Raw genomic sequence first — 26,414 nt, 5'->3', positions numbered from 1 at the left:
CGATGAAGATGCCTGCGCGCATGGCGGTCGCCGTGCTCGCCACAACGGCCGCGCTCGGCGGGTTCGGGGCCGTGGTGACCACGGCCCACGCCGCCGAGCGCAACGCCCCCGCGGCACCGAGCCGCCCGGCCGACACCGAGCCGGCACCGAACTGTTCGAACAACAGCAACCACACACCCTGCTGGGAATACCAGACCTGGTACTGGACCTACGACAACTGCAACAAGGCGGGCACCGCGGCGGTGAACGCCGACCGCGGCAAGTTCGACAACCACGTGTGCGTGTTGACCGGCAATGGCGTGGGCGTCGGCCTCTGGCTGCACAAGCTGCACGACTGATCGTCCGCCGGACCCCATCCACCCCGAGGCCGTCCACCTCGGGCCAGGGTCCGGTACGCGACCCGGCCGGCGGCAACGCACGGAACGCTCCGGCCGGGCGCCGCCCCACGCCCCCACCGCAGGCCCCATCCACCTGCCGCACCCCCACCCCGCGACACGTACGGTAATCGAACGCGTACATACCGTTCGTTCCCGGTTTCGGCCCGTAAGGTCGCGAGGGTGATGCCTCTGGATCGCCGAAGCTTGCTTCGACGTCTCGCCGGAGCGGTCGCGCTCGGCGCGGCCGTGAGCGGCTGCGGCGACGACTCCCACCCCTCGGCGACCCGCTCCCCCGCCGCCGCATCCGGCGGCAATACCTCGGCCCCGAATGGTCCTTCCGGCCCTATCGTCGGCGCCGGCGCCGCTCCCGAACCGCCGCCGCTGCCCGCCGACCTGCCGTTCCACGTCACCTCCGGCCCCGCCGATCGGCGGGGCGTGGCGCTGACCTTCCACGGTCAGGGCAGTGCGGAGAGCGCCGACGCGCTGCTCGGCCTCCTGGAGGCGGCCGGGGCGCGCGGGACGGTCCTGGCCGTGGGGTCGTGGCTGGACGAACAACCGCACATGGCCGGGCGGGTATTGGCCGGTGGGCACGAACTGGGTAACCACACGATGAACCACGGCGACATCTCCGCGATGTCCGCCGAACGCACCTACGCCGAGATCACCGACTGCGCCGACCGGCTCAGGCGGCTCACCGGCTCGATCGGACGCTGGTTCCGGCCCTCCCGGGCCGAGGACTGTACGCCCGTCGTCGCCGCCCAGGCCCGGCGCGCCGGATACGCCCACTGCCTGGGCTACGACCTGGACTCACTGGATTTCACCGACCCCGGCCCCACCGCCGTCACCCGCACCGTGCTCGACGGGGTGCGACCCGGCTCGGTGGTCAGCCTGCACTTCGGACACCCGGGCACCGTAGCCGCGATGCCCGCCATCCTCGACGGCCTACGCACCCGCGGACTGCGGGCGGTCACGATGTCGGAGCTCGTCACCTGATGACCACTCACCTCTCCCCCACCCGCCGCCGCCCCGGCCGCATCGCGCTGTTCCTGGCCGGCTGCTGTCTGGTCGCCTCCGCCGCGTGCGGGTCGTCGACGGACACCCCGGCGAAGCCCGCCCCGATCAAGACCTCCGCCGCGCCGGTGGAGGCCGCCCCGGTCCCCGCGCAGCCGCCGGCCCCCGAACTGGCCAACCTCCTGCCCGGCATGCCGCCACCGCTGGACCCGCACGACCTGTACGCCGCCGACCGCCCCGGCATGCTCGCCGACGCGGTCAAGGGTTTCCCGTCGCGGGTGTACGTACCCAACACCGAGTCGAACACGGTGAGCGTGATCGACCCGGCCACCTACAAGGTGATCGAGACGATCAAGGTCGGGCACCAGCCGCAACACGTGGTGCCCTCCTGGGACTTGAAGACGTTGTGGGTCAACAACGACCTCGGCGACACGCTCACCCCGCTCGATCCCGCCACCGGCAAGGTCGGCACGCCGGTGCCGGTGGACGACCCGTACAACCTCTACTTCACCCCGGACGGCAAGTACGCGGTCGTGATGGCGTCGATGGACCGCCAGTTGGTCTTCCGCGACGCGCACACGATGGCCGTGGTCAAGGCGGAGCCGAGCCAGTGCGCGGGCGTCAACCACGCGGACTTCTCCCCCGACGGCAAGTACTTCATCGTCTCCTGCGAGTTCTCCGGCGAACTGCTCAAGGTCGACACCGCCGAGATGAAGGTGGTGGCCAAGCAGAAGATCCCGCTGTCGGGCTCGATGCCGCAGGACGTCAAGATCTCCCCCGACGGCAAGACCTGGTACATCGCCGACATGATGGCCGACGGCGTGTGGGTGCTCGACGGCGACACCTTCAACACCCCGACCCGGCTGCGCACCGGCAAGGGCGCGCACGGCCTGTACCCCAGCCGCGATTCGAAGAGCCTGTACATCTCCAACCGAGGCGAGGGCTCGATCTCGGTGCTCGACTTCGCCACCGGCGCGCTGACCGCCAAGTGGGAGCTCCCCGGCGGCGGCAGCCCGGACATGGGCGGGGTGTCCGCCGACGGCAAGGTGTTGTGGCTCAGCGGGCGCTACAACAAGGAGGTGTACGCGATCGACACCACCGACGGGAAACTGCTCGCCCGGATCCCGGTCGGCGTGGGCCCGCACGGCCTGTGCGTCTACCCGCAGCCGGGCCGCTACTCGCTCGGCCATACCGGCGTCTTCCGCTGACCGCCGGGGGGCGGCGAGGAGTGCCCGTACCTCGCCGCCCCCGGGTCAGTCCCGACCGCGCACGTCGCCCAGCCCCGGCCACCGCTTCTGCCACCTGGTGGCGGCCGGCGCCGACGACGCGGACCGCGACGCGTTGCTCCTGGACCGGATCCCGGCCGCGCGGCGGGTGCTCTCGATCGACGCGCATCGGTTGTTGCGCATGTTCAAGGGCGGCCCCTCCTCCTGGGACGGCCCCGCGTGGGTACTCGGCCGACCGGCCCTGGACCGAGCTCAGCGGGACGCGCTCGCCTCCGGGTTCCCGCCGCCGACCACGTGGACGGCGCCGGTGGAGCTGAGCGCGTTCGACCACGCCCTGGTCGCCGCGCTGGGCCGGGACGGGCGCGCGTCGCACGCGGCGCTCGCCGTCGAGGTCCGCCGACACGAGTCCACGGTGCGCCGCCGGATCGCGCAGTTGCGCGGGGCCGGCGCGTTGTTCTTCGACTTGGAGGTGGACGAGCGCCCCTTGGGCAATCCGACGGCGACCACGATGTGGATGTCGGTGCGGCCCGCGTATCTGGCGGCCACCGGCGCCGCGCTCGCCGACCACCCCGAGGTGGCCTACGCGGCGGCGACCACGGGCCGCACCAACCTGTACGCCACCGTGCTGTGCGCCGGCGACGAGGCGCTGTACGACTACCTCGCCGACCGGATCGGCGCGCTGCCGGGCATCGACGCGGTGGAGACGGCGCCGGTCATCCGCACGGTCAAGCGGGTGGGGGCGGTGGGGCGGGGCCGGAGGGTGCCGAACACGGCTGATGGGGAGCGCCGGACTCGGCGCTCCCCATCAGCCGGTGTGTTTCCCCGGCCTTCCCGACCACCCGGTGTGTGTTTCCCCCGCTACTCCTTCGCGCCCACCGCGTCGATCGGTTCGACGCGCAGGAGCCGTCGGGTGATCGGGGCGACCGACAGCGGTGCCAGGAGCAGGGCGGCGGCGCTGATTCCCAGCAGCAGCGGGACCGGCACGTAGGGGGTGCTCTCGCCGAACGCGCCCTTGCCGAACGGCACGAGGGTGATCATCGCGATGGTCAGGCCGAGCGCGAGCCCGATCACCCCGACCAGCGCGGCCTCGCCGCGGACGACCGCGCGGACCTGGGTGCGGGTGCTGCCGATCATCCGCATCAGGCCGAGTTCGCGGCGCCGGGCGACGGTGGACACGATCATCGTGTTGACCGCGGCGATGGTCGCGAAGCCCGCGAGGATGACCAGCATCACCTGGTTGGTCCACTTGTTGGTCTCGCGGTCCTGGTCGCGTTCCGCGGCGTAGCCGGCCCGGTCAAAGATCCGGGTGTCGGGGTGGGCCCGCGCGACCTTGGCGAGTGCGGCATCCACGGCGGCCGGGTCGGCCCGGTCGGCGAGGCGTACCAGCAGGCGGGTGTCCAGGGCGGCGTCGACGTGGTGTTCCACGGTGGCGCGCGGGAGGGTGACGGCGGCGGTACCCAGGCCGCGGTCGTAGGTGGCGACCAGCGTCGGCTTGATCCGGGTGCCGTCGCCGAGCCGGATCTCGATCGGCTTGCCGAGCCGGGCCTTGACCGTGTCGGCGGTGAGCCGGTCCATCGCCACCGCGCCGCCGGGCGGCTGCGCGGCGCCGGGGCGCAGCGCGTCGGTGCTGCCGGCACGTACCCCCAGGTCGAGCACGCGGGCCAGGTCGGTGTCGGTGCCGCCGATGCCCTGGGTCGAATACTTCTGCAGGTCGTCGGAGCCGGCCATGACCACATTGGTGGTCAGTACGGAGGTCACCGCGGCGACCCCGGGCACGCGGGCGACCTCGGTGGTGGTACCGGCCGGGAATCCGGGTCCGCCGATCACCCGGTCGGCGGTCAACGCGGCCTTGGACTGCTTCTCGCTGTAGTGGTCCTGCGCGGCGAACATGAACATCAGCGTGGTTGCGAAGGCCACGGTAAGGGTGATCGGGGTGATCGCCGAGGCGAGCCGGCGCGAGTTGGTGCGGGCGTTGTCGAAGGCGAGCCGACCGGGGGCGCCGAACAGGCGCAGGAGGAATCCGGTCACGTACACGAACAGGTGGGCGATCAGGGGGCCGAGCAGTCCGACGCCTAGCATGAACAGCATGATCACGCCGCCCGCCGCGCCGACGGCCTGGTCACCGGTGGCCTTCATGGCGATGCCGGAGAGTACGCCACCGCCGGCCAGCGCGACGAGGCCCAGGACCAGCCGGACCCAGCCGACCCGGGCCCGCTCGACACCCGCCTCGCCCAGCGCCTCGGTCGGCTTGGTCCGCGCACTGGCGCGCGCCGCCATCAGGCCGGCGAGCAGCGCGGAGAGCACACCCGCGCCGACCGCGATCAGCATCGGGACCGGGCCTACGGCGAGGGTGACGCCGTCCTCGATCATGCCGCGGCCGACCATGGTGTCGAACCACCAGCGGGCGAGCAGCGTCCCGGGGAGCACGCCGGCCAGGCCCGCGAGCAGGGAAACCATCACGGTCTCGGTGGCGATCATCCGGCGGACCTGCCAGGGGGTGGCGCCGACCGCGCGCAGCAGGGCGAAGTCGCGGCGCCGCTGGGCCACGGACAACGAGGTGGAGCCGGCCACGACGAACACCGCGACCGCGGCGACGATGCCGCCGAAGGACGCGCCGACGCCGATGAGCAGTTCCTTGGTGTTGCCCAGGCCGGGGTGTTCCACCTCGCCGCGTCCGTCGCCGGTGCGGACCTCGGCGCCGGTGCCCTTGAGCGACTTGCGCAACTCGCCGGCGACCTTGCCGGTCGAGGTGTGGTCGGCGAGCAGTACGCCGAACGCGGTCACCTTGTCGGGGTTGCCCGCCAGGCGCGCGGCCTCGGTGTCGGCGACGTAGAGCCGGGCGCCGGTGCCGGGGAGTACGGCCGACACGCGCAGCGGGACCTCGCCGGCGGGCGTGGTCACCCGGACCGTGCCGCCGGCGGTCGCGCCGGCGCCGATCCGGTGCGCGGCCTCGGTGGTCAGTACCGCTTCGCCGGGCCGCGGCGCGGCGCCGTCGTGCGGGGTGGCGGCCAGGCGGGCGGCGGACCAGGGGTGCGCGTCGAGTACGGCGGTGGGCGTCCGGGCGGGGAAGGTGAGGTCGGGCAGGACCGCGGCCACACCGGGTACGGCCGCGATCCGGGCGGCGAGCGCGGCGTCGACGCGGGCCCGCTCGGGCAGCGCGACCTTCACGTTCTCCTTGTCCTCGCCGCTGCCGAAGGTCTTGCTCGTGGTGGTCGGCCCGGCGACCACGATGGGGGTGTCGGCGTAGCGGCCGGCCGGCACGTGGGCGCGGATTCCGCTCTCCAGGAAGATCCCGCACATCGTGACGAGCATGGCGGCGAACAGCAGGGCGACGAAGGAGCCGGCGAACGAGGCGGGCCGAAAGCGTACGGAGGTGCGGGCGAGCCCGTTGGGACGGCCCATCAGGCGGCCCGCCCCTGGGCGCGGGCGGGCTGGGAGAGGCCGACCATCCGGGCCGCGATCGCCTCGGGGGTGGGCCGGTACAGCTCCCCGGCGAGGTTGCCCTCGGCCAGGAAGACGACCCGGTCCGCGTAGGAGGCGGCGACCGGGTCGTGGGTGACCATCACGACGGTGGCGCCGGTGTCGTCCACGGCCCGGCGCAGCAGCGCCAGCACCTCGGCGGCCGTGGTGGTGTCGAGCGCGCCGGTCGGCTCGTCGGCGAACAGCACGTCGGGGCGGGTGACCAGGGCGCGGGCGATGGCGACGCGCTGCTGCTGGCCGCCGGACAATTGCGCGGGTCGGCGGCCGGCGTGCTCGTGCAGTCCGACCATGCCCAACATCTCGGCGGCCCGGCCGCGTTCCGGCCGCTGCCCCGCGAGCCGCAGCGGGAGCAGTACGTTCTTCTCCACGGTCAGCGACGGCAGCAGGTTGAACGCCTGGAACACGAAGCCGAGCCGGGTCCGGCGCAGCCGGGTGAGCTGGTTCTCGTTCATCGCGGTGAGGTCGTCGTCCCCCAGCAGCACCCGCCCCGAGTCGGGCTTGTCGAGCCCGGCGGCGCAGTGCAGGAAGGTGCTCTTCCCGGATCCGGAGGGGCCCATGACGGCGGTGAAGGTGCCCCGGGGGATGTCGAGGTCGACCCCGCGCAGTGCGTGCACCGCCTCGGCACCGCGCCCGTACGCCTTGGCGACGGCTTCGAGCCGGACGGCGGAGGTGTGGGGGCGGGGGGTGTGCAACGGGTACGACGGGTGCGGCGGCGTGCCGAACGTGTCGTGATCCGGGCGGGGAGGTACGACGGGTCCCGTCCGCGCCCGCCGGTCGCCTCGCTTGCCTCGCCCGAACATGGTGCCTCCCGCAAAGAAATGAACATCGGATTCGATATCCACGACGCTACGGAGCCCAGGCGCCCCCGAACATGGGGAAGGCGGGCCGAACGGGGGTGGGCCTGCCCCCACCCCCCGAAGGGTCGTGGACTGCACCGACCCGCCCGGCCCCGGCCACCAGGGCCACGAGCCGCAGACGCTTCGGGCCGGCCGGCCGGCCCTGGGACCGCTTGCTTCGGGGGGTTCGAGGCCACACAGTCGGGTGATATACCACGCCCCGGCGGGGCCCTACCGTTGGCCGCATCCGCCCGCCCACCTGGAGCCCCATGTCCCCGATCCGTCCCGTGTCGGTCGTGCCGTCGGTGGTGTGCTTCGGGCGTCGCCGGGTGTCGGTGTCCGGTGGGCGCCTCGTCGTGACGGGGGCGGTGTTGCTCGCCGGGGTCGCCGGCATGCTCGTGGGGACCAACGCGCGGGCGGACGGCGGTGCCGAGCCGGTGAATCCGTACGGGGCCCTCGGGGCGCAGCGCCCTCGGTGGCAGGTCTGCGACCGGTATCGTCCCGCCGAGCCCGCACACCCCGTGACCTACTGCGCCGACCTGCGCGCCCCGCTCGACTGGTACGACCGCGCCAAGGGCACCATCACCCTCCGGGTCACGCGCGTGCCCGCCACCGGCGGCCCCGCCCGGCGCGGCGTGCTCCTCGTCAACCCCGGCGGCCCCGGCACCGACGGCTCCGCCCTGGCCACGCGCGTCGCCGAGGCACAGCCGGATCTGCTGTGGACCCACGACATCATCGGCTTCGCGCCCCGCGGCGTCGCGCCCTCGACGAGTGTGGACTGCGGCATCGACTGGTCCCGGTACGAGCCCGTCGCCGACACCCGCGACCGCTCGCCGGCCAACACCGCCCGCCAGCTCGCCGACGCGCGCCTGGTCGGACTGGCCTGCGCGGGCGCGGTGTTCGCACCGTACGTGACCACCGACCAGACCGCGCGGGACCTGGACCTGATCCGGGCCGTGCTCGGTGAGCGCCGGATCGACTATCTCGGCTTCTCCTACGGCACTTTGCTGGGCGCGTGGTACGCGGACCGATTCCGCTCCCGCGTGGACCGGTTCGTGCTGGATTCGACGATGGACTGGTCGGCCGACCCCGAGGAGGTCTTCGTCGACGCGTGGGCGCGCGGCCTGCAACGGCGCTTCGACGTACAGTTCCTGCCCTGGCTCGCGCGCCACGACGACCGGTACGGATTCGGCGGCGACGTCGAGGCGGCGCGCGCCGCGTACGACGAGGTGCGGGCCGCCGTCGCCGAGCACGAGCGCGGCACCGCCTTCGACGCGATGCAGGCGAACGTCCTGTACGACGCGAGCGGTTGGCCGCAATGGGCCGAGCGGTTGCGGGAGTTGCGGGACGATCCGGCGCGGGCGCCGGCACTGTTGGCCCCGCCGAGGGTGCCGCTCGGCGTGCCGGAGAGCGGGGCGCACTGGGCGATCCGGTGCGGCGACGGCCGTTGGGCCGACGATCCCGCCCACTGGGTGGCCACGGGCGACCGCCTCGCCGCGCGCTATCCGCTCGTCGGCTCGCTCGCCACCGAACAGCCCTGCGCCGCCTATCCGTTCACGACCGCACACCCGGCCGTCCCGGACCCGGCCAGGCTTCCGAGGATGCTCCTCGTCCAGAACCAACTCGACCCGGCCACCCCCGCCGAGGGCGCCCTCGCCGCCGCCGCGACGGCGCGCCAGCCGATGGTCTTCGTCCGGGACGCCGGCGACCACATCGCCTTCGACGACGGCAACGCGTGCGTCGACGCCCGGATCACCGACTATCTCGTCCGCGGCCTGCGTCCGACCACCACGATCTGCGCGGGCCTGCCGCTCCCGCTCGACGACGCGGTCCACCCGGTGGGCCCGGCGGGCCCATCGCCGCCGCCGCGCGACGAACGCCCGACCCGATAGGGCTCGCCCGCACGAACGACGAGGGCCCCAACGCCGATTCGGCGTTGGGGCCCTGCACTACGTACCGCGGTTCACGTACCGCGCGCTCAGTGCACCAGCACCGGCACCGCGATCTCGTCCGCGTCCGCGTCCGTCTCCCCGTCCTTGCCGCCCGACGCGACCGGCTTGCTGTCGCCGTGCCCGACGGTGATGAACGTGAACGCGATCGCCGACGCCAGCGCCAGGATCCCGACCGCCCACCAGATCGCGGTGGCGAAGCCGTGCACCATGGCCTGCATCTTCAGCTGCTCCAGGCCGCCGGAGCCGACCGCGTGCGAGGCCACGTAGGACGTGGTCGCGCTCGCCGCGATGGTGTTCAGCAGCGCCGTACCGATCGCGCCGCCGACCTGCTGCGAGGTGTTGACCATCGCCGAGGCGACGCCCGCGTCCCGAGGCTGCACACCGTAGGTGGCCAGGCTCATCGCCGGCATGAACGCGGTACCCATGCCCAGGCCGAGCAGGATCTGCGCGGGCAGGATCAGCCCGGCGTAGGAGCTGCCGACCTCGATCTGGGTCAGCATCAGCATGCCGATACCGGCGGTCAGGAAGCCCGGACCCATCAGCAGTCGGGCCGGGACCCGGGTCATCAGCCGCGCGCCGATCTGGGTGGAGCCCGTGATCATGCCCGCGATCATCGGCAGGAACGCCAGGCCGGTCTTGACCGGCGAGAAGCCCTTGACGATCTGGAGGTAGTAGGTGAGGAACAGGAACATGCCGAACATCGCGATGATCGCGAGGCCGAGCGAGAGGTAGATGCCGGCCCGGTTGCGCTCGGCGACCACCCGCAGCGGCAGCAGCGGGGCCTTGACCCGCGCCTCGACCGCGACGAACGCCAGGAGCAGCACCGCGGCGGCGATGAACAGGCCGATCGTGCTGCCCGCGCCCCAGCCGTGGCTCTCGGCGCGGGTGAAGGCGTACACCAGGGTGCCGAGGCCGAGCGAGGACAGCAGCACGCCGGGGATGTCCAGCGGCGAACGGTTGCGGGCCCCGGCGGGCTCGCGGATGACCATGACCGCACCGGTCGCGGCGACCACGGCGAACGGGATGTTGACGAAGAACGTCCAACGCCAGTTCATGTATTCGGTGAGCACGCCGCCCAGGATCAGGCCGACCGCGCCACCGCCACCGGCGATCGCGCCGAAGATGCCGAACGCCTTGGCACGTTCCTTGGCGTCGGTGAACATCACCGCGAGCAGGGACAGCGCGGACGGGGCGAGCAGCGCGCCGAAGATGCCCTGGAGCGCGCGGGCGCCCAGGAGCAGGCCGCTGTTCTGGGCTATGCCGCCCAGCGCGGAGGCCGCGGCGAAGCCGATCAGGCCGACGATGAAGGTACGGCGCCGACCCCACAGGTCGGCGATCCGGCCGCCGAACAGCAGCAGGCCGCCGAAGGCGAGGGCGTACGCGGTGATCACCCATTGTTTGTTGCCGTCGGAGATGCCCAGGTCGGTCTGGGCGGACGGCAGCGCGATGTTCACGATCGTGCCGTCGAGGACGACCATCAGCTGGGCGATCGCGATGAAGATGAGCGCTTTCCAGCGCCTGGGGTCGGGGGCGGCGGACACGGCCGGAGCGGTTTGAGACATGGAAGTACTCACTCTTGGGGGGTGTGACGCGACGGTGGGCATCGCGGAATGGACGGTGCGCGCCCTCGCTCGCGCGGAGGAGGCGAGCGGCAGGTGCGAGGTTCGTTATCGGTACGTGCTCACGCGACCGGTCGCTGTCGGTACGCGCTCAGGGAGAAGTCGTCGGTACGCGGACACGAGGCGGTCGGGGACACGCGGAAGTCGCTGGGGCACGTCAGGACCGGGTCGGCCGGGCCTCGCCCTCCTTCTTCAGGTGGTCCAGGTCTCGGATCGTCACGACGGCGCCGGAGAGCGGAGTGGGGTCCGGTACGCGCAGGCCGTCGAGCAGCACGTCGAGGTGCCGGTGCGCGAAGGCGTCGTTCGCCACGCAGCCGCCCATCCCGGGCAGCGGTCGGGTGAGCTGGGTGATCGCGACCAGCAGGTCGCCCGAGCCGATGTCGGTGCGCAGCAGGCCCTCGGCGCGAGCTCGTGCCATCAACGACTCGACCAGGTCCTCCAGGCGGTTCCGGGCCGCGATCAGCTCGGGGTGCGCCTTGTCCACCGTGTCGGACATCAGGGTGCACAGCGCCCCGATCCGCTCCTCCGTCGCGGCGTGCGCGAAGCGTCGCAGGGCCGTGAAGGCCCGCGACTCCTCGGCCGCGGCGCGCTCGCCGTGCTCGGTGATGCGCTCCAGTACGGAGAGGATCACCCGGTGGGCGAGTTCGCCGCGGTCGGCGAAGTGGCGGTACAGGGTCGCGTTGCCGACCCCCGCGCGCCGCGCGACCTCGTCGAACGCCACCTCGGCACCGTGTTCGACGTACATCTCGCGGGCCGCGGCGATGATCCGCTCGCGATTGCGTCGGGCATCGGCGCGAAGCTTCGGACCCCGATCCTCGACGACGTCGATGATGGTGACGCGGTCGGTGAGTGTGCTGCCCATGATCCGGCTCCTTCCCTTGTCTGCCGTTACCCGACGGGTAACCGGGGAGTGATTCCCCGATTGTCGATCCGCTCGGTTAAACGGACAGGAAGTCCCCGGATATTTCGAGAGGCTCTGTAACCTGCGTCACACCCTCTCGATCGGGCCCGTGATGCCTCCCCCATCGGCCTCCTACCAGGCAAAAGACTCCGGGGAAGGCCCGGGGCCGGGGAAGATCCTGTCGAGTTCGGCCAGGGTGTCGGCGTCCAGTTCGACCCGCAGTGCGCGTAGCGCCGACTCCAGTTGGCCGAGCGTACGGGGGCCGACGATCGGCGCGGTCACCTCGGAGCGGGTGAGCAGCCAGGCCAGGGCGACGTCGCCCGGCGGGACGCCTATCTCGGCGCACAGGTTCTCATATGCCTGCACCTGGTCGCGTCGCTCGGCCAGCTGTGCGGTGACCCGGCCGGCGCCGCGGCGGTGTCGGTCGCCGTCGTGCTCCGCGGCCAGGACGCCGCCGAGCAGGCCGCCCTGGAGCGGCGACCACGGCAGGACGCCGATCCCGTACGCCCGCGCGGCCGGCAGCACCTCGGCCTCGGCGGCGCGCTGGGCCAGGTTGTACAGGCACTGCTCGCTGACCAGGCCGAGCGTGGGCCGCCGGGCAGCGGCCTCCTGGGCCTGCGCGAGGTGCCAGCCGGCGAAGTTGGACGAGCCGACATAGAGCACCTTGCCCTGGGCGACCAGCAGGTCCATCGCCTGCCACAACTCCTCCCACGGCACCCGGCGGTCGATGTGGTGCATCTGGTAGAGGTCGATGTGGTCGGTGCCCAGCCGGCGCAGGCTGTCCTCGCAGGCGCGGCGGATGTGCCGGGCGTTCAGGCCGCCGGAGTTGGGCCACTCGCCCCACGAGCCGTAGACCTTCGTGGCCAGCACGACGCGGTCGCGGTGGTCGCCCCGGGCCAGCCAGCGGCCGACTATCTCCTCGGTCGCGCCGCGGGCGCCGGTGCCGGCGACCTGGTCGCGGCCGTACACGTTGGCGGTGTCGAAGAGGTTGACGCCGGCGTCGAGTGCGGCGTCCATGATTCGGCCGCTCTCGTGTTCGTCGGTGGCCGGACCGAAGTTCATCGTGCCGAGGGCGAGCCGGCCGACGGTCAGCCCGGTGCGCCCGAGCTGCGTGTAGGGCATTTCGGGCATGGCGGCGGAGGTCGTGGTGGAGGTCATGCCTTGTCGCTGCCCAGGGGCGGACGGGGGCAACCACCTCTTCGGTCAGCGGCCGGCCGCCAGTCGGCGGGTGTGTTCCTCCCAGGCTGCGGTCAGCCGGTCGACGGCGGTTTCCAGGGTGTCGGCCGACTCGGCGAAGGACAGCCGTACGCCGTGCTGGTGGCGGCCGTCCACACATGCGGCGGCGCCGGGGGCGACCAGGACGCCGTAGCGCGCGGCCAGGTGGACGAAGGTCGTACTGTCCGCGACCGGCAACTCGGCCCACATCGACAGGCCGGCGCGCGGCGCGGTCACCCGCCAGGCGGGCAACTGCTCGGCCACCAGAGCGAGCAGCAGGTCGCGACGCTCGGCCAGGGTCCGGCGCAGCCCCTCCTGCCACCCGGCATCGGCGGCGCGCAGCAGCCGAGCGGCCACCACCTGCGCGGGCACACTCGGCGCCACGGCGGCGGTCGCGGCGGTCTGCGTGAGGTAACCGCGCAGCGCGTCCGGCACGCGAAGCCACCCGACCCCCAACCCGGCCCAGAACATCTTCGACATCGACCCTATGGCGATCACCGCGTCATCGGCGGCGGCGAGGGGGGCGAGACGGTCGGCGGGGGGCGTGGGGTGGTCGGTGGGGCGTGCGGGGAGGTCCAGGGCGGCTTCGGAGAGGTTTTCGAGGAGGATCGCGTTCGTGGTGTGGGCCAGCGCGAGCAGCGCTCGGCGGCGGGGGCCGGACAGCGGGGCGCCGGTCGGATCGTGGGCTGGGGAGGCGACCAGGATCAGCGGTGCGTGCAGGCGGGCGGCGGCTCGGTCGACGGCGGATACGTCCAGGCCGCCGGGGTCCACGCCGATGCCGATCGGGCGGCCCCCGGCGGCGGTGACGGAGGCCGCGAGGCCGGGTGTGGTCGGGCAGCCGGTGAGTACCGGGCGGCCGGGCGAGACCAGCGCCGCGATCACCAGGGACAAGGCGTGTCGCGCGCCGGCGGTCACGATCACCTGCTCGGCGGTGGTCGGCAGGTCCAGGTGCGCGGTCAGGTGCGCGGCCAGGGCCTCGCGCAACTCGGGCAGGCCGCCGGGATGCCGCCCGTGGCCGTCCCGACCGGACAGCGCGATCGTGTCGTCGACCGGCGGCAGGTGGCCGGTGCCGGCCGGTACGGAGCGGGACAGGTCCACCACCTCGTCGTCGGCGACCAGGCGGCGGATCGGCGCGGCCACGGCGGGCCGACTCCATCCGGGCCGGCGTTGGACGAAGGTGCCGGCGCCCTGGCGGCGGGACACCAGGCCGGCCTCGGCCAGCGTCTCGTAGGCGCGCACCACGGTGCCGCGGCCGACCCCGAGGGCGTCCGCGAACGGGCGTTCGGCAGGCAGCCGGGTGCCGGTCCCGGCGACGCCGCGCTCGATCGCCTCGGCCAGCGCCTCGGTGATCCGCCGGTGGCGCGGTCCGGTGCGGGAGCGCCAGTCGTCGAGGGCGATCCGTACCCACCATTCGGGATCCTGATCCATTCGCTCAGATTGGCACTGTCTCGGGCACTCGACAACGGGCACGCTGGTCGGCACAGCGGGCGGCCCGTGGGTCGCCCGATCCGTGTCCGCTGACCCGTGTCCCGCTCCCGGCCTCCGACGAAAGGCTCCGCCGTTGTCCCCCACCCCCACCCTCGCCCGGCGGTTCTGGGAGGCGATCGAACCCGTGCACGCGGTCGCCTACTTCGCGCCCGAACCGGCCGAGGCGGCCCGTGCGCTCGGCCTGATCGGCTGGTGGATGGGCTACTTCGCGGGCCGCCTGGCCCCGCTCGGCCCGGTCCGCGCACCCGAGGCGAGCGCGCTGTGCTTCGCCTTCGCGCCCGCCCGCGTGGCCCGCGCGCTGCCCGACGCGTGGGCGTACACCACGCCCGAGAAGGTGTTGGACAGCCGGCTCGGCGCGGTGGAGACGGCGCTGTCCCGGGTGTTGCCGCCGGTGGGCACGCGGCACCTGGAACAGCTGACCGAACTCCTGGAGACCGCCGTCGAGGGCTGCGGCCACGAAGGCCGGGCGCTGGCCGCCGCGTGGTCGGGCGTACCGCGTCCCGACGGTCTGCTCGGCCGGTTGTGGCTGGCGAGCACCGTGCTGCGCGAACACCGCGGCGACGGCCACGTGATCGCGGTCGCGCACGCCGGCCTCACCGGCCTCGAAGCCGGTCTGACCCACGCCGCCACCGGCAACGTCCCGCGCGAGCTGTTGCAGAGCACCCGGGGCTGGACCGACGCGCAATGGGAGACGGCCCGGCGGCGCCTGGTCGCCAAGGGCCTGCTCGACCGCGACTCCCGACTCACCCGAAGCGGCGGCACGCTGCGCCGCGACCTCGAACACGCCACCGACCGCCTCGCCGCCGACCCGGTCACCCGGCTCGGCGCGGCCGGCGTCGAGGAGGCGATCCGACTGGCCACGCCGCTGGCCCGGCACCTGGTGGACCGCGGCGTGATCCCCGTACCCAACCCGATCGGAGCACCCCGCCCATGAGCGCCACTGTCATCGAGCCGACCGTGCGCGTGGCCCGCGACGGCGCGATCACCACGTTGACCATCGAGCGGCCTGACAAGCTCAACGCGCTCGACTACGCCACCATCGACGCGCTCACCGCCGCGCTGGACAAGGTGGAGGCCGACGACACGCAGCGGGCCGTCGTCCTGACCGGCGCCGGCGAGCGGGCGTTCAGCGCCGGCGCCGACATCACCGACCTCGCGGGCAGCATCGCCGGCGGCGTGGATCGTGCGCTGCGCGAGATCGTCCGCCGGGGCCAGGGGCTGACCCGGCGCATCGAGGAGTTTCCCAAGCCGATCATCGCGGCGGTCAACGGCCTTGCCTACGGCGGAGGTTGCGAGGTCACCGAGGCCGCTCCCTTGGCCCTGGCCGCGACGCACGCCACCTTCGCCAAGCCGGAGATCGGCCTCGGTTTCCCGCCGCCGTTCGGCGGTTCGCAGCGGCTGCCGCGACACGTCGGCCGCAAGCGCGGCCTGGAGATGATCCTCACCGGCGATGCGATCGACGCGGCCCGCGCCGCCGAACTCGGCCTGGTCAACCGGGTGGTGCCGGCCGCCGACCTGCTCGACGAGGCGAACGCCCTGGCCGAGCGGATCATCCGCCACTCGGCGAGCGCGGTACACGCGTGCCTGGCGGCGGTCACCCGGGGAATCGGCCTGCCGATCGACGAGGGTCTGGCGGTCGAGGCGGCCTGGTTCGCGGTCACGGTGCCGTCGGAGGGTGTCGCGAACGGCCTGGCCCGCTTCCGCGACCGCCGCCGCCGTTCGTGAACCTGCGGCCCGCGACCCCACCGCCCGCCGGAACGCGGTGTCCGAATGCCGCCGGCATCGCCCGTGCCGGCGGCGCAGGCTTGGGGACATGACCACCACCACGAACCCCGCGTCGACCTTCGTCGTGCAGCCGATTCCCGCCGACCTCCTCGCCGACGTGCGCGCCACCGGGCTGGACGTCTCGGGCAATCCCATCGAGACCCGCATCGCGAAGAGCGGCCATCCGCTGCGCTGTTGCCTACGCGAGGCCGAGCCGGGCGAGGAGTTGATCCTGTTCGGCTACGAACCCCCGCTGCCGGCAAGCCCGTACCGCGAGATCGGCGCGGTCTTCGCACACGCCGCGCCCTGTGCCGGCCCGGCCGACACCGGCTATCCGGCCCAGTGGCGCTCGCGCCCCCAGGTCTTCCGCGCCTACGACGAGCACGGCCGGATCCACCCCGCCACGCGTGTGTACGAGGGCGACGCACCGGAACCGGTCCTGGCCGAGATGCTCGCCGACCCCGAGGTGGTCCTGATCCACAGCCGCAACATCGACTACGGCTGCTACATGTTCGTCGTGACCCGCACGGACGGCTGACGGGCCGATCGGCTCGCCGCGCGGATAGGCCCCCTGCGGCGGATCTCGGCGCGATGTCGGGTCGGCGCGGCGTCGCCGGGATCCGCCGGTCCGGCCCGGAGCCGACCCCTCCCCTGCCGCGCCGGTCCCGGCCGGCGATGGTGCGCGCCGGTACGCTCGCCCGGCGGGGTGGGCAGGGTGTCTATCGGAGGCGATGACGATGGTCGAGCAGGTCGCGGTGGGACTGGTCGGGGCCGGGCCGTGGGCGAGTTCGGTCCACGCGCCGGTGTTCGCGGCCGGTCCGGAGACCCGGCTCGCCGCGGTGTGGGCGCGCCGGCCCGAGGCGGCCGAGACGCTGGCCCGGGCGCACGGGGCCGAGGCGTGCGCGGAGTTCGACGAGTTGTTGGACCGGTGCGAGGCGGTGGTCTTCGCGGTCGCCCCCGAGGCGCAGCCCGCGTTGGCCGAGCGGGCCGCGCGGGCGGGCAAGGCCGTCCTCCTGGAGAAGCCGATCGCGGCCGACCTCGACACCGCGCGCCGGCTGGCCGACGTGATCGGCGAGGCGGGGGTCGGCTCGATGGTCACGCTGAGCGCCCGCTACGCGCCGCGTGTCCGGGAGTTCCTGGCCCATCTGGAGAGCGTCGAGACCCCATGGCGGGGCGCTCGACTCGCGTGCGTCACGGACGCGTTCCTCGACGGCCCGTTCGCGGCCTCGCCGTGGCGGCAGGCCCGAGGGGCGATTCTCGACGTGGGTCCGCACGCCTTCGACCTGACGAGCGTGGCGCTCGGCGAGATCGTGGACGTACGCGCCGAGTCGCCCGGTGCCGGTTGGACCGCCCTGCAACTGCGGCACGCCGGCGGCGCGGTGTCCCAGCTGGTGCTGTGTTGCACCGCGCGCGGCGGACACCGGTACGACTTGGAGGTGTTCGGCTCGGCCGAGGCCGTAACGCTCGACCTCGGCGCGGCGATCGAGGCATCCGCCTTCGCGGTGTTGCGGGCCGAGTTCGCGGCGCTGGTCCGCGACGGCGGCGAACACGTGTGCGATGTGCGTCGCGGGTTGTACCTCCAGGGGATCATCGCCCGCGCCGAGGAACAACTCGCCGCGGCACGCTGACGTACGCGCGCCGCGACGTGCTCCGTCGGGGCCGCCCCGCTTCGGGCCGGCCTCGGCGTGGGCGGGCGGGATCAGGCCGTCGGCTTGCGGGCGATGCCGCCGGCCATCAGGCGCTGACCGACCGTCAGCGGCTCCTGGACCGGCTCCTCGGGACGCCACTGCGGCAGGAAGACCACGCCCGGATCGATCGACTCGAAGCCGTCGAAGTAGGCGGTGATCTCCTCCAGGGTGCGGAACCGGCCCGAACCCAGGTCGGTGAGCAGCGCCTTCTCCAGCGCCAGCGCGTCCGGGCTGGAAGCACAGAAGTGGGTGAGGAACAGGAAGCTGCCGGCCGGGAGCGCCGCCTTGTACTCCTCGACGATGCGCTCGGGGCCCTCGTCGTCGTTGAGGTGATGCACCACGCCGACCAGCATCAGGCCGACCGGCTGGTCGAAGTCGATCAGCGCGCGCACGTCCGGGTGGTTCAGGATGTCGGCCGGCTCGCGCAGGTCGGCGGTGACCACCGTGGTGTGCTCGTTCTCGGCGAGCAGGGCCCGGCCGTGCGCCAGCACGATCGGGTCCTTGTCCACGTAGACCACGCGGGCCTCGGGCGAGTGCGCCTGGGCCACCTGGTGGGTGTTCTGCACGGTCGGCAGGCCGGACCCCAGGTCGAGGAACTGACGTATGCCCTGTTCGGCCATGAACCGCACCGCGCGCCCGAGTATCGCCCGGTTGTATCGGGCGACGTCGCCGATCTCCGCGACGATCGCCAGCGACGCTTCGGCGATCGCACGGTCGACCGGATAGTTGTCCTTGCCGCCGAGCACCGCGTCGTAGACCCGGGCGATGCTGGGCGTCGAGACGTCGATGCCGACCGGCCGCCAGCCGTCGTCGGGGCCGTCCGCACCGTCGGCCGAGGGCGTGCCGGTCGCCTGCGTGTCGTCTGTCATGAGGGGCTCCGTCCATCGGGGGAGGAATGAGGGGTTCCTGTTGGCGGTAAGCCTATTGGTGATCTTGCCGTTTCGTTGCCACGAACAAGCACCAACCCGGGGGTCGCGCGGTCCCAACGCGGCCGACCAACTCACTTGCGGAGAGCGGCAGTCGGTACGCGGGACCCGCGAACCCCCCTCGACCGGCGCGGAGTCCCGGCCGGATCTCATCCCTCATCCGCGACGGGTCACCCTGTACCGCTCCCACCGTCGCCGCCCTCGCTGCCGGCGCCACCGCCGCCGCCGGCATGCCGATCGCCGTAGCGGCGCTCGAACTTGGCGATCTCGCCCTCGGGGTCCACCGGGCGGGCATTGCCGGTGTAGAAGGGATGACTCTTCGAGGAGATCTCCACGTCGATGACCGGATAGGTGTTGCCGTCGTCCCACTCGATGGTCTGCTCGCTGACCGCGGTGGACTTGGTCAGGAACGCGTATCCGGCGGAGCGGTCCCGAAAGACCACCGGACCGTAGGCGGGGTGCTTGTCCTGCTTCATGGCTACTCCTCGAAGTGATCGGAGGTGAAGGGTCGGGGTCGGTGGACGAGGCTCCGAACCGGGCCGTTTCCCGATCCGCCACCGCGCCAACACACGTCACCCCAAACTTCTTCCGGCAACGCCCGAACACCCACGCCCAGCGTCACCAACAACCCATCCCCCCGCGAGACCACACACCCATCCAGCCCAACACACACCCTGCCGACGGCGCACACGGGTGGACGAAGACCGAGGCAACTCGGGACCGAGGCACACCCTGGCGGCGGGGCGCACGGGTCGACGGGGACGAGGCAACTCGGAGCGAGACGCACCCCGGCGGCGGGGCGCGCAACCGATCGGGGCGGGCGCGCTTTGGCCGCAGGGCGCACGGGTCGATGCAACCCCTCAAGCGGCGGGGCGGCTCGGGGACGAGGCGCACCCCGGCGCCGGGGCGCACGGGTTGACGCAACCGATCGGGAAGCGGGCGCGCCCTGGCGGCGGAGCGCACCGGTTGACGCAACTCTCGGGAGAAGGGCGCTCAGGGGCGAAGCGCACCCCAGCGGCGGCGAGGCGCGCGAGTCGGCGCAACCGCTCGGGGGCGGATGCGCCTTGGCGGCGGGGCGCGCGGGTTGGCGCGACCGCTCGGGGGGCAGGGCGCGCCATGGCCGCGGGGCGGCCCGCGGGTCGACGCAATCCCTTGGGGACAGAGGGCGGGCTGAGGGGGGCGCGAGTCCGCGCGACCGGTCAGTGAATGGGGGCGCCTTGGCGGCGGGAGCACGGGTTGGCGCAACGTGCTCGGGGAGATGGGCGCGGTGGGCGCTGGGCCGCGTGCCCGTCGGCCGATAATGGTGCGATGGATCGTCTCGCGTATTTTCGGCACGAGGTGGGGGCCTTCGAGGTTGCCGTGCGGCGGGTTCTCGGCGCGGGGGAGGCGCCGTTCGTGCCGTCCTGTCCGGAGTGGACCGTCACCGATCTGGTCGGCCATCTCGGCGCCGTGCATCGCCTCGTGACGGCGGTGGTGGTGGACCGGCTCACCGCGATCCCGGAGCACTCCGACGCGTCGGTGTACCACCTGCCCGACGAGCGCGACGGCTGGCCGGTCCCCGGCAAGGCGCCCACCCCCGGGCCGCTGCCGGTCGGCCTGGTCGACTGGTTCGCCGACGGCGCGAGCGCGTTGGCCGCGGCGTTCCGAGACACCCCCGGCGAGACCGCGGTCTGGACCTGGTCCGAGGAGCAGACGGTCGACTTCTGGGTGCGCATGCAGACCATCGAGGCGGCGGTGCACCGCTGGGACGCCGAGAACGCCCTCGGTCCCGCCGCGCCGATCGCGGCCGAGTTGGCCGTCGACGCGATCCGGCAGAACTTCGAGGTGATGGCGCCGGCCCGACGAGAGCGGAGGCAGGCCTCGCCGGGAGCCGGGGAACACCTGCGCTTCCGGCGTACGGACGGCCCGGAGGCGTGGTCCGTACGCTTCGACGGCGACGTGGTCCACCTCGACGCCCCCGGCACCGCCGACGTCGAACTGGCCGGCACCGCCTCGGACCTGATGTTGTTCCTGTGGCAGCGCATCCCGGCGGACCACCTGACCGCGACCGGCGACCAAGCCGTACTCGACCGCTACTTCACCCTCGTGCCCGCCCTGTAGGCACGCACGCCCCCGATGCCGACCGCCGGAGCCGGCCCCGGTGGATCGCAACGCAGCACCACGAAGCCCAGTTCCGCGCCCACCTGTACGCACCCGGCTGCACGCAACCGGCCCAGATAGGCGTTCTGTTCCGCCACCGGCACCGGAAACCCGGCTGCCCAGGTGTCCGCGACCACCCAGCCCGGACGGATCCGCGGATCCGGTAGCAGCGACACCACGTTCCGCGAAGTCAATTGCGGCACCAGGTGGTTGGTCGCCGACACCGGCACACCCTCCGGCACCAGGTCGACCATGTGCCGCGCCGCCGCATAACGCGGATCGCCGCGCCAGAAGGTGGCATGCGACAGATCCCGAAACGGGAAGTCGCGGACCAGCAATACCGCCACGAGCAGGCAACCCACCGGCAACACCCGGGCATAGCCCCGGACGACCCACCGGCGCGCGGCGCGCAACCGCGGCCAGGCGTCGATCAGCGCGAGGAACAGCACCGGCATCAGCGTCGCGCTGTAGTGGAAGTGTGTACCCCAGTGCAGCGGAACATCGGACAGAAACCGCCAACCCAGCGTCGGCAGCGCGACCAACACCACCGGCGAGCGCAGCGCCGCGCCGCCCGTCACGAGCAACAGCAGCCATACCGTGTGCAGTTGCTGCTCGACCCGGGCGCCCGGCCCCAGGGTGTCCGCCGACCCCCCGGTGAACGAATCCCAGTACGGATAACCGCCATCCGGATTCGCGGCCGGCAACACCACGCCCACCACGAGCGCCGCGACGACAAGTCCGAACACGGCCAGGGCGAACCCGTACCGCACGACCGCCCGATCCGGCTCGAGCGCCCGCGCCGCGCGATGGGCGACCAGCAGGCCGACCACCGCGACCGTCACGCCGAGGTCCTCCTTGACCAGGACCAGCGGCACCGACCAGGCCACCGCCGCCCGCAGGCGCCCCTCGACCAGCGCCGCGAGCGCGAAGGCGAGCAGCGGCACCGCAAAGGCGACCTCGTGGAAGTCGAAACGGAGCAGGCTCTGCAGGCCCCACGACAGGGCGTACGCCACGCCAAGCGCGGTGCCGCCGGCAACCCCGCAACGCCGCACCGCGGCCCGGGTCACCGGCAGTACGGACAGCCCGACCAGCAGGGCCTGCGCGACCAGCAACGTCTCGGCGGCGGGAAACACCCGGTACACCGGCGCGAGCAGGGCCAGGATCGGGTGGAAGTGGTCGCCGAACACGTTGTATCCGGCCCCCTTGAGGTCGGCCACGGGAGCGCGGCCGTGTGCGTAGGACCGCACCACCTGCTCGAAGATGCCCAGGTCGAAGCCGGTGGTCTCCAGCCGGTGCTGGCGCCGCACACCGTGCGCCGCGTAGAGCGCGCAGGCGCACCCCGCGAGCAGCCACGACAGCGCGCGGGACGCGAGCCGGGCCGGTGCCGCCGGAGCGCCCCGTTCGAGCCGGCGCGGATCGTGTCGCGCCCGACCAGGGAGCGGGGGGCCGACGGCGGTCGAGTACTCGCTCACCCAGCGAAGGCTGGGCAGCGAACGCGGCGCGGCGACGCGGCGACACGGTTTTCGCGCGATTGATCCCCCGAACGGCGGAGTGGCGTTGGGCTGGTCGGGGCGGATGGGTCTGCGGCACGGGCGGCCGTGGGCGGCCCGTCGCGGGCGCTACTCCGGGTCGTGGTCGGCCCGGTCCCGGTGGGGGCGCGGGCCGGTGGCGCCGCCGGCCGCTCGGGGGAAGGGGCGCGGGTAGTGGGCGCCCAGGTGGAAGCGGTCGGCGAGAGCGTCGGCGAAGGCCGCCGCGATGCGGACCTCGCCCGCCGGGTTGGGGTGCAGGCCGTCGGCGGTGTGGTCGCCCGCGTCGAACTCGGCGTCGGTGCCGGCCACCACGATCGGCGAGTCGGCGGTGTCCAGGTCGGCGGCGATCGCGTCGATGCGCGTGTTGTAGCCGGCCGCGCGGGCGGCGAACTCCGGGTCGGGGCCCGCATGGTGCGTGGGCAGGACGTGGCCGAGCACGATCCGCAGGTTCGGATTGGCGCGGCGGGCGTCGGCGATGGAGGCCCGCAGGTCGGCCTCGAAGCGGCCCGGGTCGATCGCCGGCCGACGCAGTTCGTCGACGCCGAGCAGGACCAGCAGATAGTCGGGCCGATGCTCGGCGACCTCGGCCCGGATGTCGTCGAGGGGGTCGTCGGAGCCGACCAGGTCGAGCCGCACATCGTGCGCGCGCAGATGCCGCCAGAGCCGATATCGCCAGGTCCGGGCGCCACCGCCGACGTGTCCGATCGCGTCGCCGGCGATCATCACCGGCACCTCGTGCGTCGCGCCCGACATCGTGGCCTCCCGGGTCGATCACCGGCCGTGTCCGGGGACGGTTCCCTCCCACACGCTAGGTTGGCCGCCCGCTCGCCGCCCGCCCGGCTACCGCGAACGGGTGGCGGGCGCGCGACTACCGTGTGTCACTCCAGGGCGGCCCGCAGCACCCGGGGCAGCGGTCGGGCGTGCACGATGTCCAGTCGCGACACGGCCCGGGTCAGCACCACGTACAGCCGGCCCGCGCCGCGTGCCTCGGCAGCCACGATCGCGGCCGGCTCGACGACCACGACGTGGTCGTACTCCAGGCCCTTGGCCAGCGTGGCGGGCAATACGGTCACCCGGACGACGCCGGTCGGGTCCGGTGCGTCGGCGGTGGTCGTGGCGATGCCGGCGGCGGTCAGGGCCGCGCGCAGCGCCTCGGTCCCGGTGTCGGCGGCGATCACCCCGATCGAGCCCTCGCGGGCGAGCGCGGCGCGTACGGCCGCGACCGTGGCGGGTTCCGGGTCGGCGACCTCGCGGATGGTCAACTCGCCGTCCCGGCGCAACGATCGGGCCGCCGGTACGTCCACGTCCAGGGCGGCCAGGAGTCGGTTGGCCAGGTCCACGATCACCGCCGGGACGCGGAAGCCGACGGTCAGCGGGGCCACCTCGGCGTCGGGGCGGCCCAGGTGGGCGAGCAGGTCGGGCCAGGCGCGCGCGGCCCAGGGGGTGGTGCCCTGGGCCAGGTCGCCGAGCACGGTCACCGAGCCGGAGCCGATCCGCCGGGCGAGGGCGCGGCACTGCATCGGGGACAGGTCCTGGGCCTCGTCGACGACGACGTGGCCGTAGGTATCGGGCCGCTCGATCAGTCCGGCGACCTCGTCGAGCAGCACCAGGTCGGCGGCCGACCAGCGGGCGCTCTTGGCCGAGCGCGGCGGCCTGGTCCAGCGGATGGCGTGCTGCTCGGCGGGGCTCAGCACGCCGTCGGCGGCCCGCGCCAGCGCGTCCGGGTCGGTCAGCAGCTCGGCCAACACCTCCTCGGGTGTCACCTTCGGCCAGGAGCCGTCGACGAAGGCGGCGAGGCCCCTGGCCCGGCCCATCCGGCGCAGCCATTCCCCCGTCGGCGGCCCGGAGTTGCGCTCGGCCTGCAGTTGCAGCACCCGCACCGCGCGGGCCCGGACCCGCTCCCGGCCGACCTCGTAGGGGGTGTCCTCGGCGCGCACCCGCTCGACGATGCGGGCCAGCTCGTCCAGCGGGATGCGGCGGCGGTAGGAGCCGTCAGGGATCACCACCGGCGCGGTCGGCGCACTGACCCGGGCGTACAGCGCACGGCGCAGCACGATCGCCATGCGCGCGTCGTGCTTGACCACCTCGGCGGCCGGTTCGTCCCGGGCCCGGATCGCATGCCGGCCGACCTCGTCGTCGATCGTGGCCTGGCGGATCCCGGTCTCGCCGAGCGCGGGCAACACCTCGGAGATGTAGTGCAGGAATGCCCGGTTGGGCCCGACGATCAGCAGGCCGCCGCGTTGGATGCGCCGGGGGTGGGTGTACAGAAGAAAGGCCGCACGGTGCAGCCCGACGGCGGTCTTGCCGGTGCCGGGTGCGCCCTGGACGCAGATGGACGCGGTCAGGGCCCGGCGGACCAGGTCGTCCTGTTCGGGCTGGATGGTGGCGACGATGTCGCGCATCGGCCCGACGCGTGGCCGGTTGAGTTCGCCGGCCAAAATCGTGCCGGGATCGCTCGCGGGATCGCCGTCACCCGGGTCGGGGCGGGCATCCAGGTGTTCGTCCTCGAAGCTGGTCAGGTCCTCGGCGGCGCCGGCGCTACGCGGCGCCCAGCCGAAGCGGCGCCGAACCGCGACCCCCTGCGGGTCGCGAGCACTCGCGCGGTAGAAGGCCCGGGAAATCGGCGCGCGCCAGTCGACGACCAGCGGCGGGACGGTCGGATCGATGCCGATCCGGCGCCGCCCGATGTGGTATCGCCCGCCCCGGTGTTCGCCGGCCGCCCCGGACTCGGCGAAGTCGAGCCGGCCGAAGAACAGCGGCGTCTCCGGGAGTTCGGCCATCTCCCGGGCCCGGCTGCGCAATGTGTAGCCCAGCGCCTCGGCATCGGCGCCGGACGCCGAGACGTCCTCGCCGGTGACGACGTGTTCGGCCGCGCCCTCGACCATCGCGGCCAGCACGGCGCGGCAGGTCTCGTGGTGGGAGCGCTCGCGGACGAGTTCGGCATCGAGGGACGTCATACACCCAGGATAATGCAACCTGGTTACATATGTTACTCAGTAACACTTACCAGCCGGGTCAACCCACCGGCCAGCCGATCGAACGCCCCCTCGGCCGCCGCACGAGCCTCCGGAAGCAGCGCCGCCGCCCGCTCCCCCTCGGCGATCCGACGCCAGTTCTCCCGAGCCAGGATGCGCTGGACGGTAACGACCTGCCCGGCCGCCAACAGCGCCTCCAGCGGATCCGGCCCGCCCAACGCATCGGCCAGCGCGTGTTCGGCGCGATCGGTATACGCGAGCAGCCGCGCCACCAGACTCGGCGTCCCGTACAACAGCCGATGAAAGGCCAACACCTCCGGCGCGTCACAAAGCCCGGTCACCGGATCGAACCGCTCCAGCCCGGCCACAAAGTGCAGGCGCAGCGCGGCCAGCGGAGAAACACCCTCCGCCCGCCCGGCCACGACCCGCCCGGCCTCGTCCTGATGATCGGCGAACCGATGCAGCACAAGATCTTCCTTGGTCGGGAAATACCGAAAGAGCGTCGGCTTGGACACCTCTGCCACGGCCGCAACCTCGGCAACCGACACCGCATCGAACCCCCGAGCCACAAACAGCCCGATGGCAGCATCAGAAATAGCCCCCACCAACCGAGCCCGCTTCATCTCCCGAAGCCCCACAACACCACCACCCATCCCCGTCACAATACGTGACCACACCCCCCAACCAGAGAGCCACAGCCCGCACAGCAGAAGCGCAGCGCGGCGGCGGAGCGCGGCGAGGGCGGAGCGCGACGGCCGAGCGGAACGGCGGCGGTGGGACGGGGGCGCGGGAGCGGCGGCGGTGGCGGTGGCGGTGGCGGCCGAGCGCAGCGGAGGCAGCGAGGGCAGCGGCGGAGCAAAGCGGACGGCGGCCAAGCGCGGCGAGGGCAACGAGCACGGCGAGCACGGCAAGGGCGGCAAGGGCGGCAAGGGCGGCAAGGGCGGCAACGAAGCGAAACAGACGGCGGCCGAGCGCGACGGCGCGGCGGTGGAGCGCAGCGGAGCCGCAACCCCACTGCGCCACCGGTGGAGCGCAGCGGAACCGGAACCGGCGCCGCGCAGCGGCAACGCCCCCCGTCCGCCCCCGACGGAGCGCAGCGGAGGAGAAACCACTCCGCGGCAGCCACGAACCCGGCCCCCACCGAGGCGCGGCCATGATCGTGAGGGCCGGCAGGTGAGCCGCGTCGGGGCAGAACCCGGGTCGGGGGCAGGACCGTGCCGGGGCAGAACCCGGGTCGGGGGCAGGACCCGTGCCGGGGCAGAACCCGCCTCGGGGCAGGACTCGCGTC

Annotated in this window: 21 protein-coding genes and 1 pseudogene; 10 read left to right on the top strand and 12 right to left on the bottom strand. The window is 73.3% G+C overall.

The genetic code is table 11. From position 1 onward, the window contains the following. The first annotated feature begins 2 nt into the window (after nucleotides 1-2). The 4 genes and pseudogenes from ACH4XV_RS25695 to ACH4XV_RS25680 form a co-directional block, all read left to right on the top strand. Nucleotides 3-338 carry a hypothetical protein gene (locus ACH4XV_RS25695; RefSeq protein WP_395793645.1) on the top strand — a complete coding sequence of 112 codons (336 nt, stop codon included), beginning with the start codon at nucleotides 3-5 and terminating at the stop codon, nucleotides 336-338. A gap of 222 nt (nucleotides 339-560) precedes the next feature. Further along, nucleotides 561-1,370: a polysaccharide deacetylase family protein gene (locus ACH4XV_RS25690; protein WP_395793767.1), complete on the top strand. Its 810-nt coding sequence runs from the start codon at nucleotides 561-563 to the stop codon at nucleotides 1,368-1,370. Continuing rightward, entirely contained in the window at nucleotides 1,370-2,596 is a 1,227-nt protein-coding gene (locus tag ACH4XV_RS25685) for a beta-propeller fold lactonase family protein (RefSeq protein ID WP_395793643.1), read from the top strand. The genes ACH4XV_RS25690 and ACH4XV_RS25685 overlap by 1 nt, the downstream gene beginning before the upstream one ends. Nucleotides 2,597-2,795: 199 nt before the next feature. Then, a pseudogene (locus ACH4XV_RS25680) lies at nucleotides 2,796-3,332 on the top strand (Lrp/AsnC family transcriptional regulator); the annotation flags it as partial. A gap of 140 nt (nucleotides 3,333-3,472) precedes the next feature. Here the strand turns inward: ACH4XV_RS25680 and ACH4XV_RS25675 are convergent. Both ACH4XV_RS25675 and ACH4XV_RS25670 read right to left on the bottom strand, forming a co-directional pair. Next, entirely contained in the window at nucleotides 3,473-6,016 is a 2,544-nt protein-coding gene (locus ACH4XV_RS25675) for an FtsX-like permease family protein (RefSeq protein WP_395793641.1), read from the bottom strand. Next, nucleotides 6,016-6,894 carry an ABC transporter ATP-binding protein gene (locus ACH4XV_RS25670; protein ID WP_395793639.1) on the bottom strand — a complete coding sequence of 293 codons (879 nt, stop codon included), beginning with the start codon at nucleotides 6,892-6,894 and terminating at the stop codon, nucleotides 6,016-6,018. The genes ACH4XV_RS25675 and ACH4XV_RS25670 overlap by 1 nt, the downstream gene beginning before the upstream one ends. Before the next feature lie 305 nt (nucleotides 6,895-7,199). On the opposite strand from ACH4XV_RS25670, the gene ACH4XV_RS25665 reads away from it, so the two are divergent. Next, a complete protein-coding gene (locus ACH4XV_RS25665) occupies nucleotides 7,200-8,822 on the top strand; it encodes an alpha/beta fold hydrolase (protein WP_395793637.1) in 1,623 nt (540 codons plus the stop codon). A gap of 86 nt (nucleotides 8,823-8,908) precedes the next feature. Here the strand turns inward: ACH4XV_RS25665 and ACH4XV_RS25660 are convergent, their stop codons facing one another. From ACH4XV_RS25660 to ACH4XV_RS25645, 4 genes are all read right to left on the bottom strand, one after another. Beyond that, nucleotides 8,909-10,444, bottom strand: a complete 1,536-nt coding sequence (locus ACH4XV_RS25660) for an MFS transporter (protein WP_395793635.1) — start codon at nucleotides 10,442-10,444, stop codon at nucleotides 8,909-8,911. Between the two features lie 214 nt (nucleotides 10,445-10,658). After that, entirely contained in the window at nucleotides 10,659-11,363 is a 705-nt protein-coding gene (locus ACH4XV_RS25655; protein WP_395793633.1) for a TetR/AcrR family transcriptional regulator, read from the bottom strand. Between the two features lie 171 nt (nucleotides 11,364-11,534). Then, the gene (locus ACH4XV_RS25650; RefSeq protein ID WP_395793765.1) at nucleotides 11,535-12,524 is read right to left on the bottom strand and encodes an aldo/keto reductase; all 990 of its coding nucleotides are present in this window, start codon (nucleotides 12,522-12,524) and stop codon (nucleotides 11,535-11,537) included. 81 nt (nucleotides 12,525-12,605) lie between these two features. Further along, nucleotides 12,606-14,045 carry a PLP-dependent aminotransferase family protein gene (locus ACH4XV_RS25645; RefSeq protein WP_395793632.1) on the bottom strand — a complete coding sequence of 480 codons (1,440 nt, stop codon included), beginning with the start codon at nucleotides 14,043-14,045 and terminating at the stop codon, nucleotides 12,606-12,608. 133 nt (nucleotides 14,046-14,178) lie between these two features. Here ACH4XV_RS25645 and ACH4XV_RS25640 point away from each other — a divergent pair, with 133 nt between their 5' ends. The 4 genes from ACH4XV_RS25640 to ACH4XV_RS25625 all read left to right on the top strand — a co-directional run bounded on the left by ACH4XV_RS25640 (nucleotide 14,179) and on the right by ACH4XV_RS25625 (nucleotide 17,497). Continuing rightward, nucleotides 14,179-15,039 (top strand): hypothetical protein, encoded by an 861-nt coding sequence (locus tag ACH4XV_RS25640; RefSeq protein WP_395793630.1) that lies wholly within the window; start codon nucleotides 14,179-14,181, stop codon nucleotides 15,037-15,039. Continuing rightward, nucleotides 15,036-15,830 (top strand): crotonase/enoyl-CoA hydratase family protein, encoded by a 795-nt coding sequence (locus ACH4XV_RS25635; protein WP_395793628.1) that lies wholly within the window; start codon nucleotides 15,036-15,038, stop codon nucleotides 15,828-15,830. Before ACH4XV_RS25640 ends, ACH4XV_RS25635 begins: the two co-directional genes overlap by 4 nt. An 88-nt stretch (nucleotides 15,831-15,918) precedes the next feature. Next, a complete protein-coding gene (locus tag ACH4XV_RS25630) occupies nucleotides 15,919-16,407 on the top strand; it encodes a DUF1203 domain-containing protein (protein ID WP_395793626.1) in 489 nt (162 codons plus the stop codon). Between the two features lie 199 nt (nucleotides 16,408-16,606). After that, the gene (locus ACH4XV_RS25625; RefSeq protein WP_395793624.1) at nucleotides 16,607-17,497 is read left to right on the top strand and encodes a Gfo/Idh/MocA family protein; all 891 of its coding nucleotides are present in this window, start codon (nucleotides 16,607-16,609) and stop codon (nucleotides 17,495-17,497) included. A gap of 71 nt (nucleotides 17,498-17,568) precedes the next feature. Here the strand turns inward: ACH4XV_RS25625 and ACH4XV_RS25620 are convergent, their stop codons facing one another. Together ACH4XV_RS25620 and ACH4XV_RS25615 are read right to left on the bottom strand one after the other, a co-directional pair. Next, nucleotides 17,569-18,426: an SAM-dependent methyltransferase gene (locus ACH4XV_RS25620; RefSeq protein ID WP_395793622.1), complete on the bottom strand. Its 858-nt coding sequence runs from the start codon at nucleotides 18,424-18,426 to the stop codon at nucleotides 17,569-17,571. A gap of 227 nt (nucleotides 18,427-18,653) precedes the next feature. Beyond that, entirely contained in the window at nucleotides 18,654-18,959 is a 306-nt protein-coding gene (locus ACH4XV_RS25615) for a type B 50S ribosomal protein L31 (protein ID WP_395793620.1), read from the bottom strand. A gap of 832 nt (nucleotides 18,960-19,791) precedes the next feature. Between ACH4XV_RS25615 and ACH4XV_RS25610 the strand changes: the two genes are divergently transcribed. Then, nucleotides 19,792-20,583, top strand: a complete 792-nt coding sequence (locus ACH4XV_RS25610; protein WP_395793618.1) for a maleylpyruvate isomerase family mycothiol-dependent enzyme — start codon at nucleotides 19,792-19,794, stop codon at nucleotides 20,581-20,583. Here ACH4XV_RS25610 and ACH4XV_RS25605 read toward each other — a convergent pair. The 4 genes from ACH4XV_RS25605 to ACH4XV_RS25590 all read right to left on the bottom strand — a co-directional run bounded on the left by ACH4XV_RS25605 (nucleotide 20,556) and on the right by ACH4XV_RS25590 (nucleotide 25,779). Further along, nucleotides 20,556-22,094 (bottom strand): DUF2079 domain-containing protein, encoded by a 1,539-nt coding sequence (locus ACH4XV_RS25605; protein ID WP_395793616.1) that lies wholly within the window; start codon nucleotides 22,092-22,094, stop codon nucleotides 20,556-20,558. The two genes, ACH4XV_RS25610 and ACH4XV_RS25605, sit on opposite strands and share 28 nt — an antisense overlap. A 147-nt stretch (nucleotides 22,095-22,241) precedes the next feature. Beyond that, nucleotides 22,242-22,904 carry an SGNH/GDSL hydrolase family protein gene (locus ACH4XV_RS25600; RefSeq protein WP_395793614.1) on the bottom strand — a complete coding sequence of 221 codons (663 nt, stop codon included), beginning with the start codon at nucleotides 22,902-22,904 and terminating at the stop codon, nucleotides 22,242-22,244. Nucleotides 22,905-23,029: 125 nt separating this feature from the next. Beyond that, on the bottom strand, nucleotides 23,030-25,108 hold the full coding sequence (locus ACH4XV_RS25595; RefSeq protein ID WP_395793612.1) for a HelD family protein: 2,079 nt from the start codon (nucleotides 25,106-25,108) through the stop codon (nucleotides 23,030-23,032). Nucleotides 25,109-25,140: 32 nt separating this feature from the next. After that, nucleotides 25,141-25,779: a TetR family transcriptional regulator gene (locus tag ACH4XV_RS25590; protein ID WP_395793610.1), complete on the bottom strand. Its 639-nt coding sequence runs from the start codon at nucleotides 25,777-25,779 to the stop codon at nucleotides 25,141-25,143. Nucleotides 25,780-26,414 lie beyond the last annotated feature (635 nt).

It is taken from the genome of Embleya sp. NPDC020630 (assembly GCF_044334985.1).
Lineage (GTDB): Bacteria > Actinomycetota > Actinomycetes > Streptomycetales > Streptomycetaceae > Embleya.
This window is presented reverse-complemented; position numbering and strand designations above follow the sequence as displayed.

Bases quoted from the DNA above. Each gene is read 5' to 3' on its own strand.
- ACH4XV_RS25645 (WP_395793632.1), bottom strand. From the start codon at position 14,045: ATGGATCAGGATCCCGAATGGTGGGTACGGATCGCCCTCGACGACTGG.
- ACH4XV_RS25690 (WP_395793767.1), top strand. From the start codon at position 561: ATGCCTCTGGATCGCCGAAGCTTGCTTCGACGTCTCGCCGGAGCGGTC.
- ACH4XV_RS25630 (WP_395793626.1), top strand. From the start codon at position 15,919: ATGACCACCACCACGAACCCCGCGTCGACCTTCGTCGTGCAGCCGATT.
- ACH4XV_RS25695 (WP_395793645.1), top strand. From the start codon at position 3: ATGAAGATGCCTGCGCGCATGGCGGTCGCCGTGCTCGCCACAACGGCC.
- ACH4XV_RS25675 (WP_395793641.1), bottom strand. From the start codon at position 6,016: ATGGGCCGTCCCAACGGGCTCGCCCGCACCTCCGTACGCTTTCGGCCC.
- ACH4XV_RS25660 (WP_395793635.1), bottom strand. From the start codon at position 10,444: ATGTCTCAAACCGCTCCGGCCGTGTCCGCCGCCCCCGACCCCAGGCGC.
- ACH4XV_RS25665 (WP_395793637.1), top strand. From the start codon at position 7,200: ATGTCCCCGATCCGTCCCGTGTCGGTCGTGCCGTCGGTGGTGTGCTTC.
- ACH4XV_RS25625 (WP_395793624.1), top strand. From the start codon at position 16,607: ATGGTCGAGCAGGTCGCGGTGGGACTGGTCGGGGCCGGGCCGTGGGCG.
- ACH4XV_RS25685 (WP_395793643.1), top strand. From the start codon at position 1,370: ATGACCACTCACCTCTCCCCCACCCGCCGCCGCCCCGGCCGCATCGCG.
- ACH4XV_RS25670 (WP_395793639.1), bottom strand. From the start codon at position 6,894: ATGTTCGGGCGAGGCAAGCGAGGCGACCGGCGGGCGCGGACGGGACCC.
- ACH4XV_RS25615 (WP_395793620.1), bottom strand. From the start codon at position 18,959: ATGAAGCAGGACAAGCACCCCGCCTACGGTCCGGTGGTCTTTCGGGAC.
- ACH4XV_RS25650 (WP_395793765.1), bottom strand. From the start codon at position 12,524: ATGCCCTACACGCAGCTCGGGCGCACCGGGCTGACCGTCGGCCGGCTC.
- ACH4XV_RS25635 (WP_395793628.1), top strand. From the start codon at position 15,036: ATGAGCGCCACTGTCATCGAGCCGACCGTGCGCGTGGCCCGCGACGGC.
- ACH4XV_RS25590 (WP_395793610.1), bottom strand. From the start codon at position 25,779: ATGGGTGGTGGTGTTGTGGGGCTTCGGGAGATGAAGCGGGCTCGGTTG.
- ACH4XV_RS25595 (WP_395793612.1), bottom strand. From the start codon at position 25,108: ATGACGTCCCTCGATGCCGAACTCGTCCGCGAGCGCTCCCACCACGAG.
- ACH4XV_RS25655 (WP_395793633.1), bottom strand. From the start codon at position 11,363: ATGGGCAGCACACTCACCGACCGCGTCACCATCATCGACGTCGTCGAG.
- ACH4XV_RS25620 (WP_395793622.1), bottom strand. From the start codon at position 18,426: ATGACAGACGACACGCAGGCGACCGGCACGCCCTCGGCCGACGGTGCG.
- ACH4XV_RS25610 (WP_395793618.1), top strand. From the start codon at position 19,792: ATGGATCGTCTCGCGTATTTTCGGCACGAGGTGGGGGCCTTCGAGGTT.
- ACH4XV_RS25600 (WP_395793614.1), bottom strand. From the start codon at position 22,904: ATGTCGGGCGCGACGCACGAGGTGCCGGTGATGATCGCCGGCGACGCG.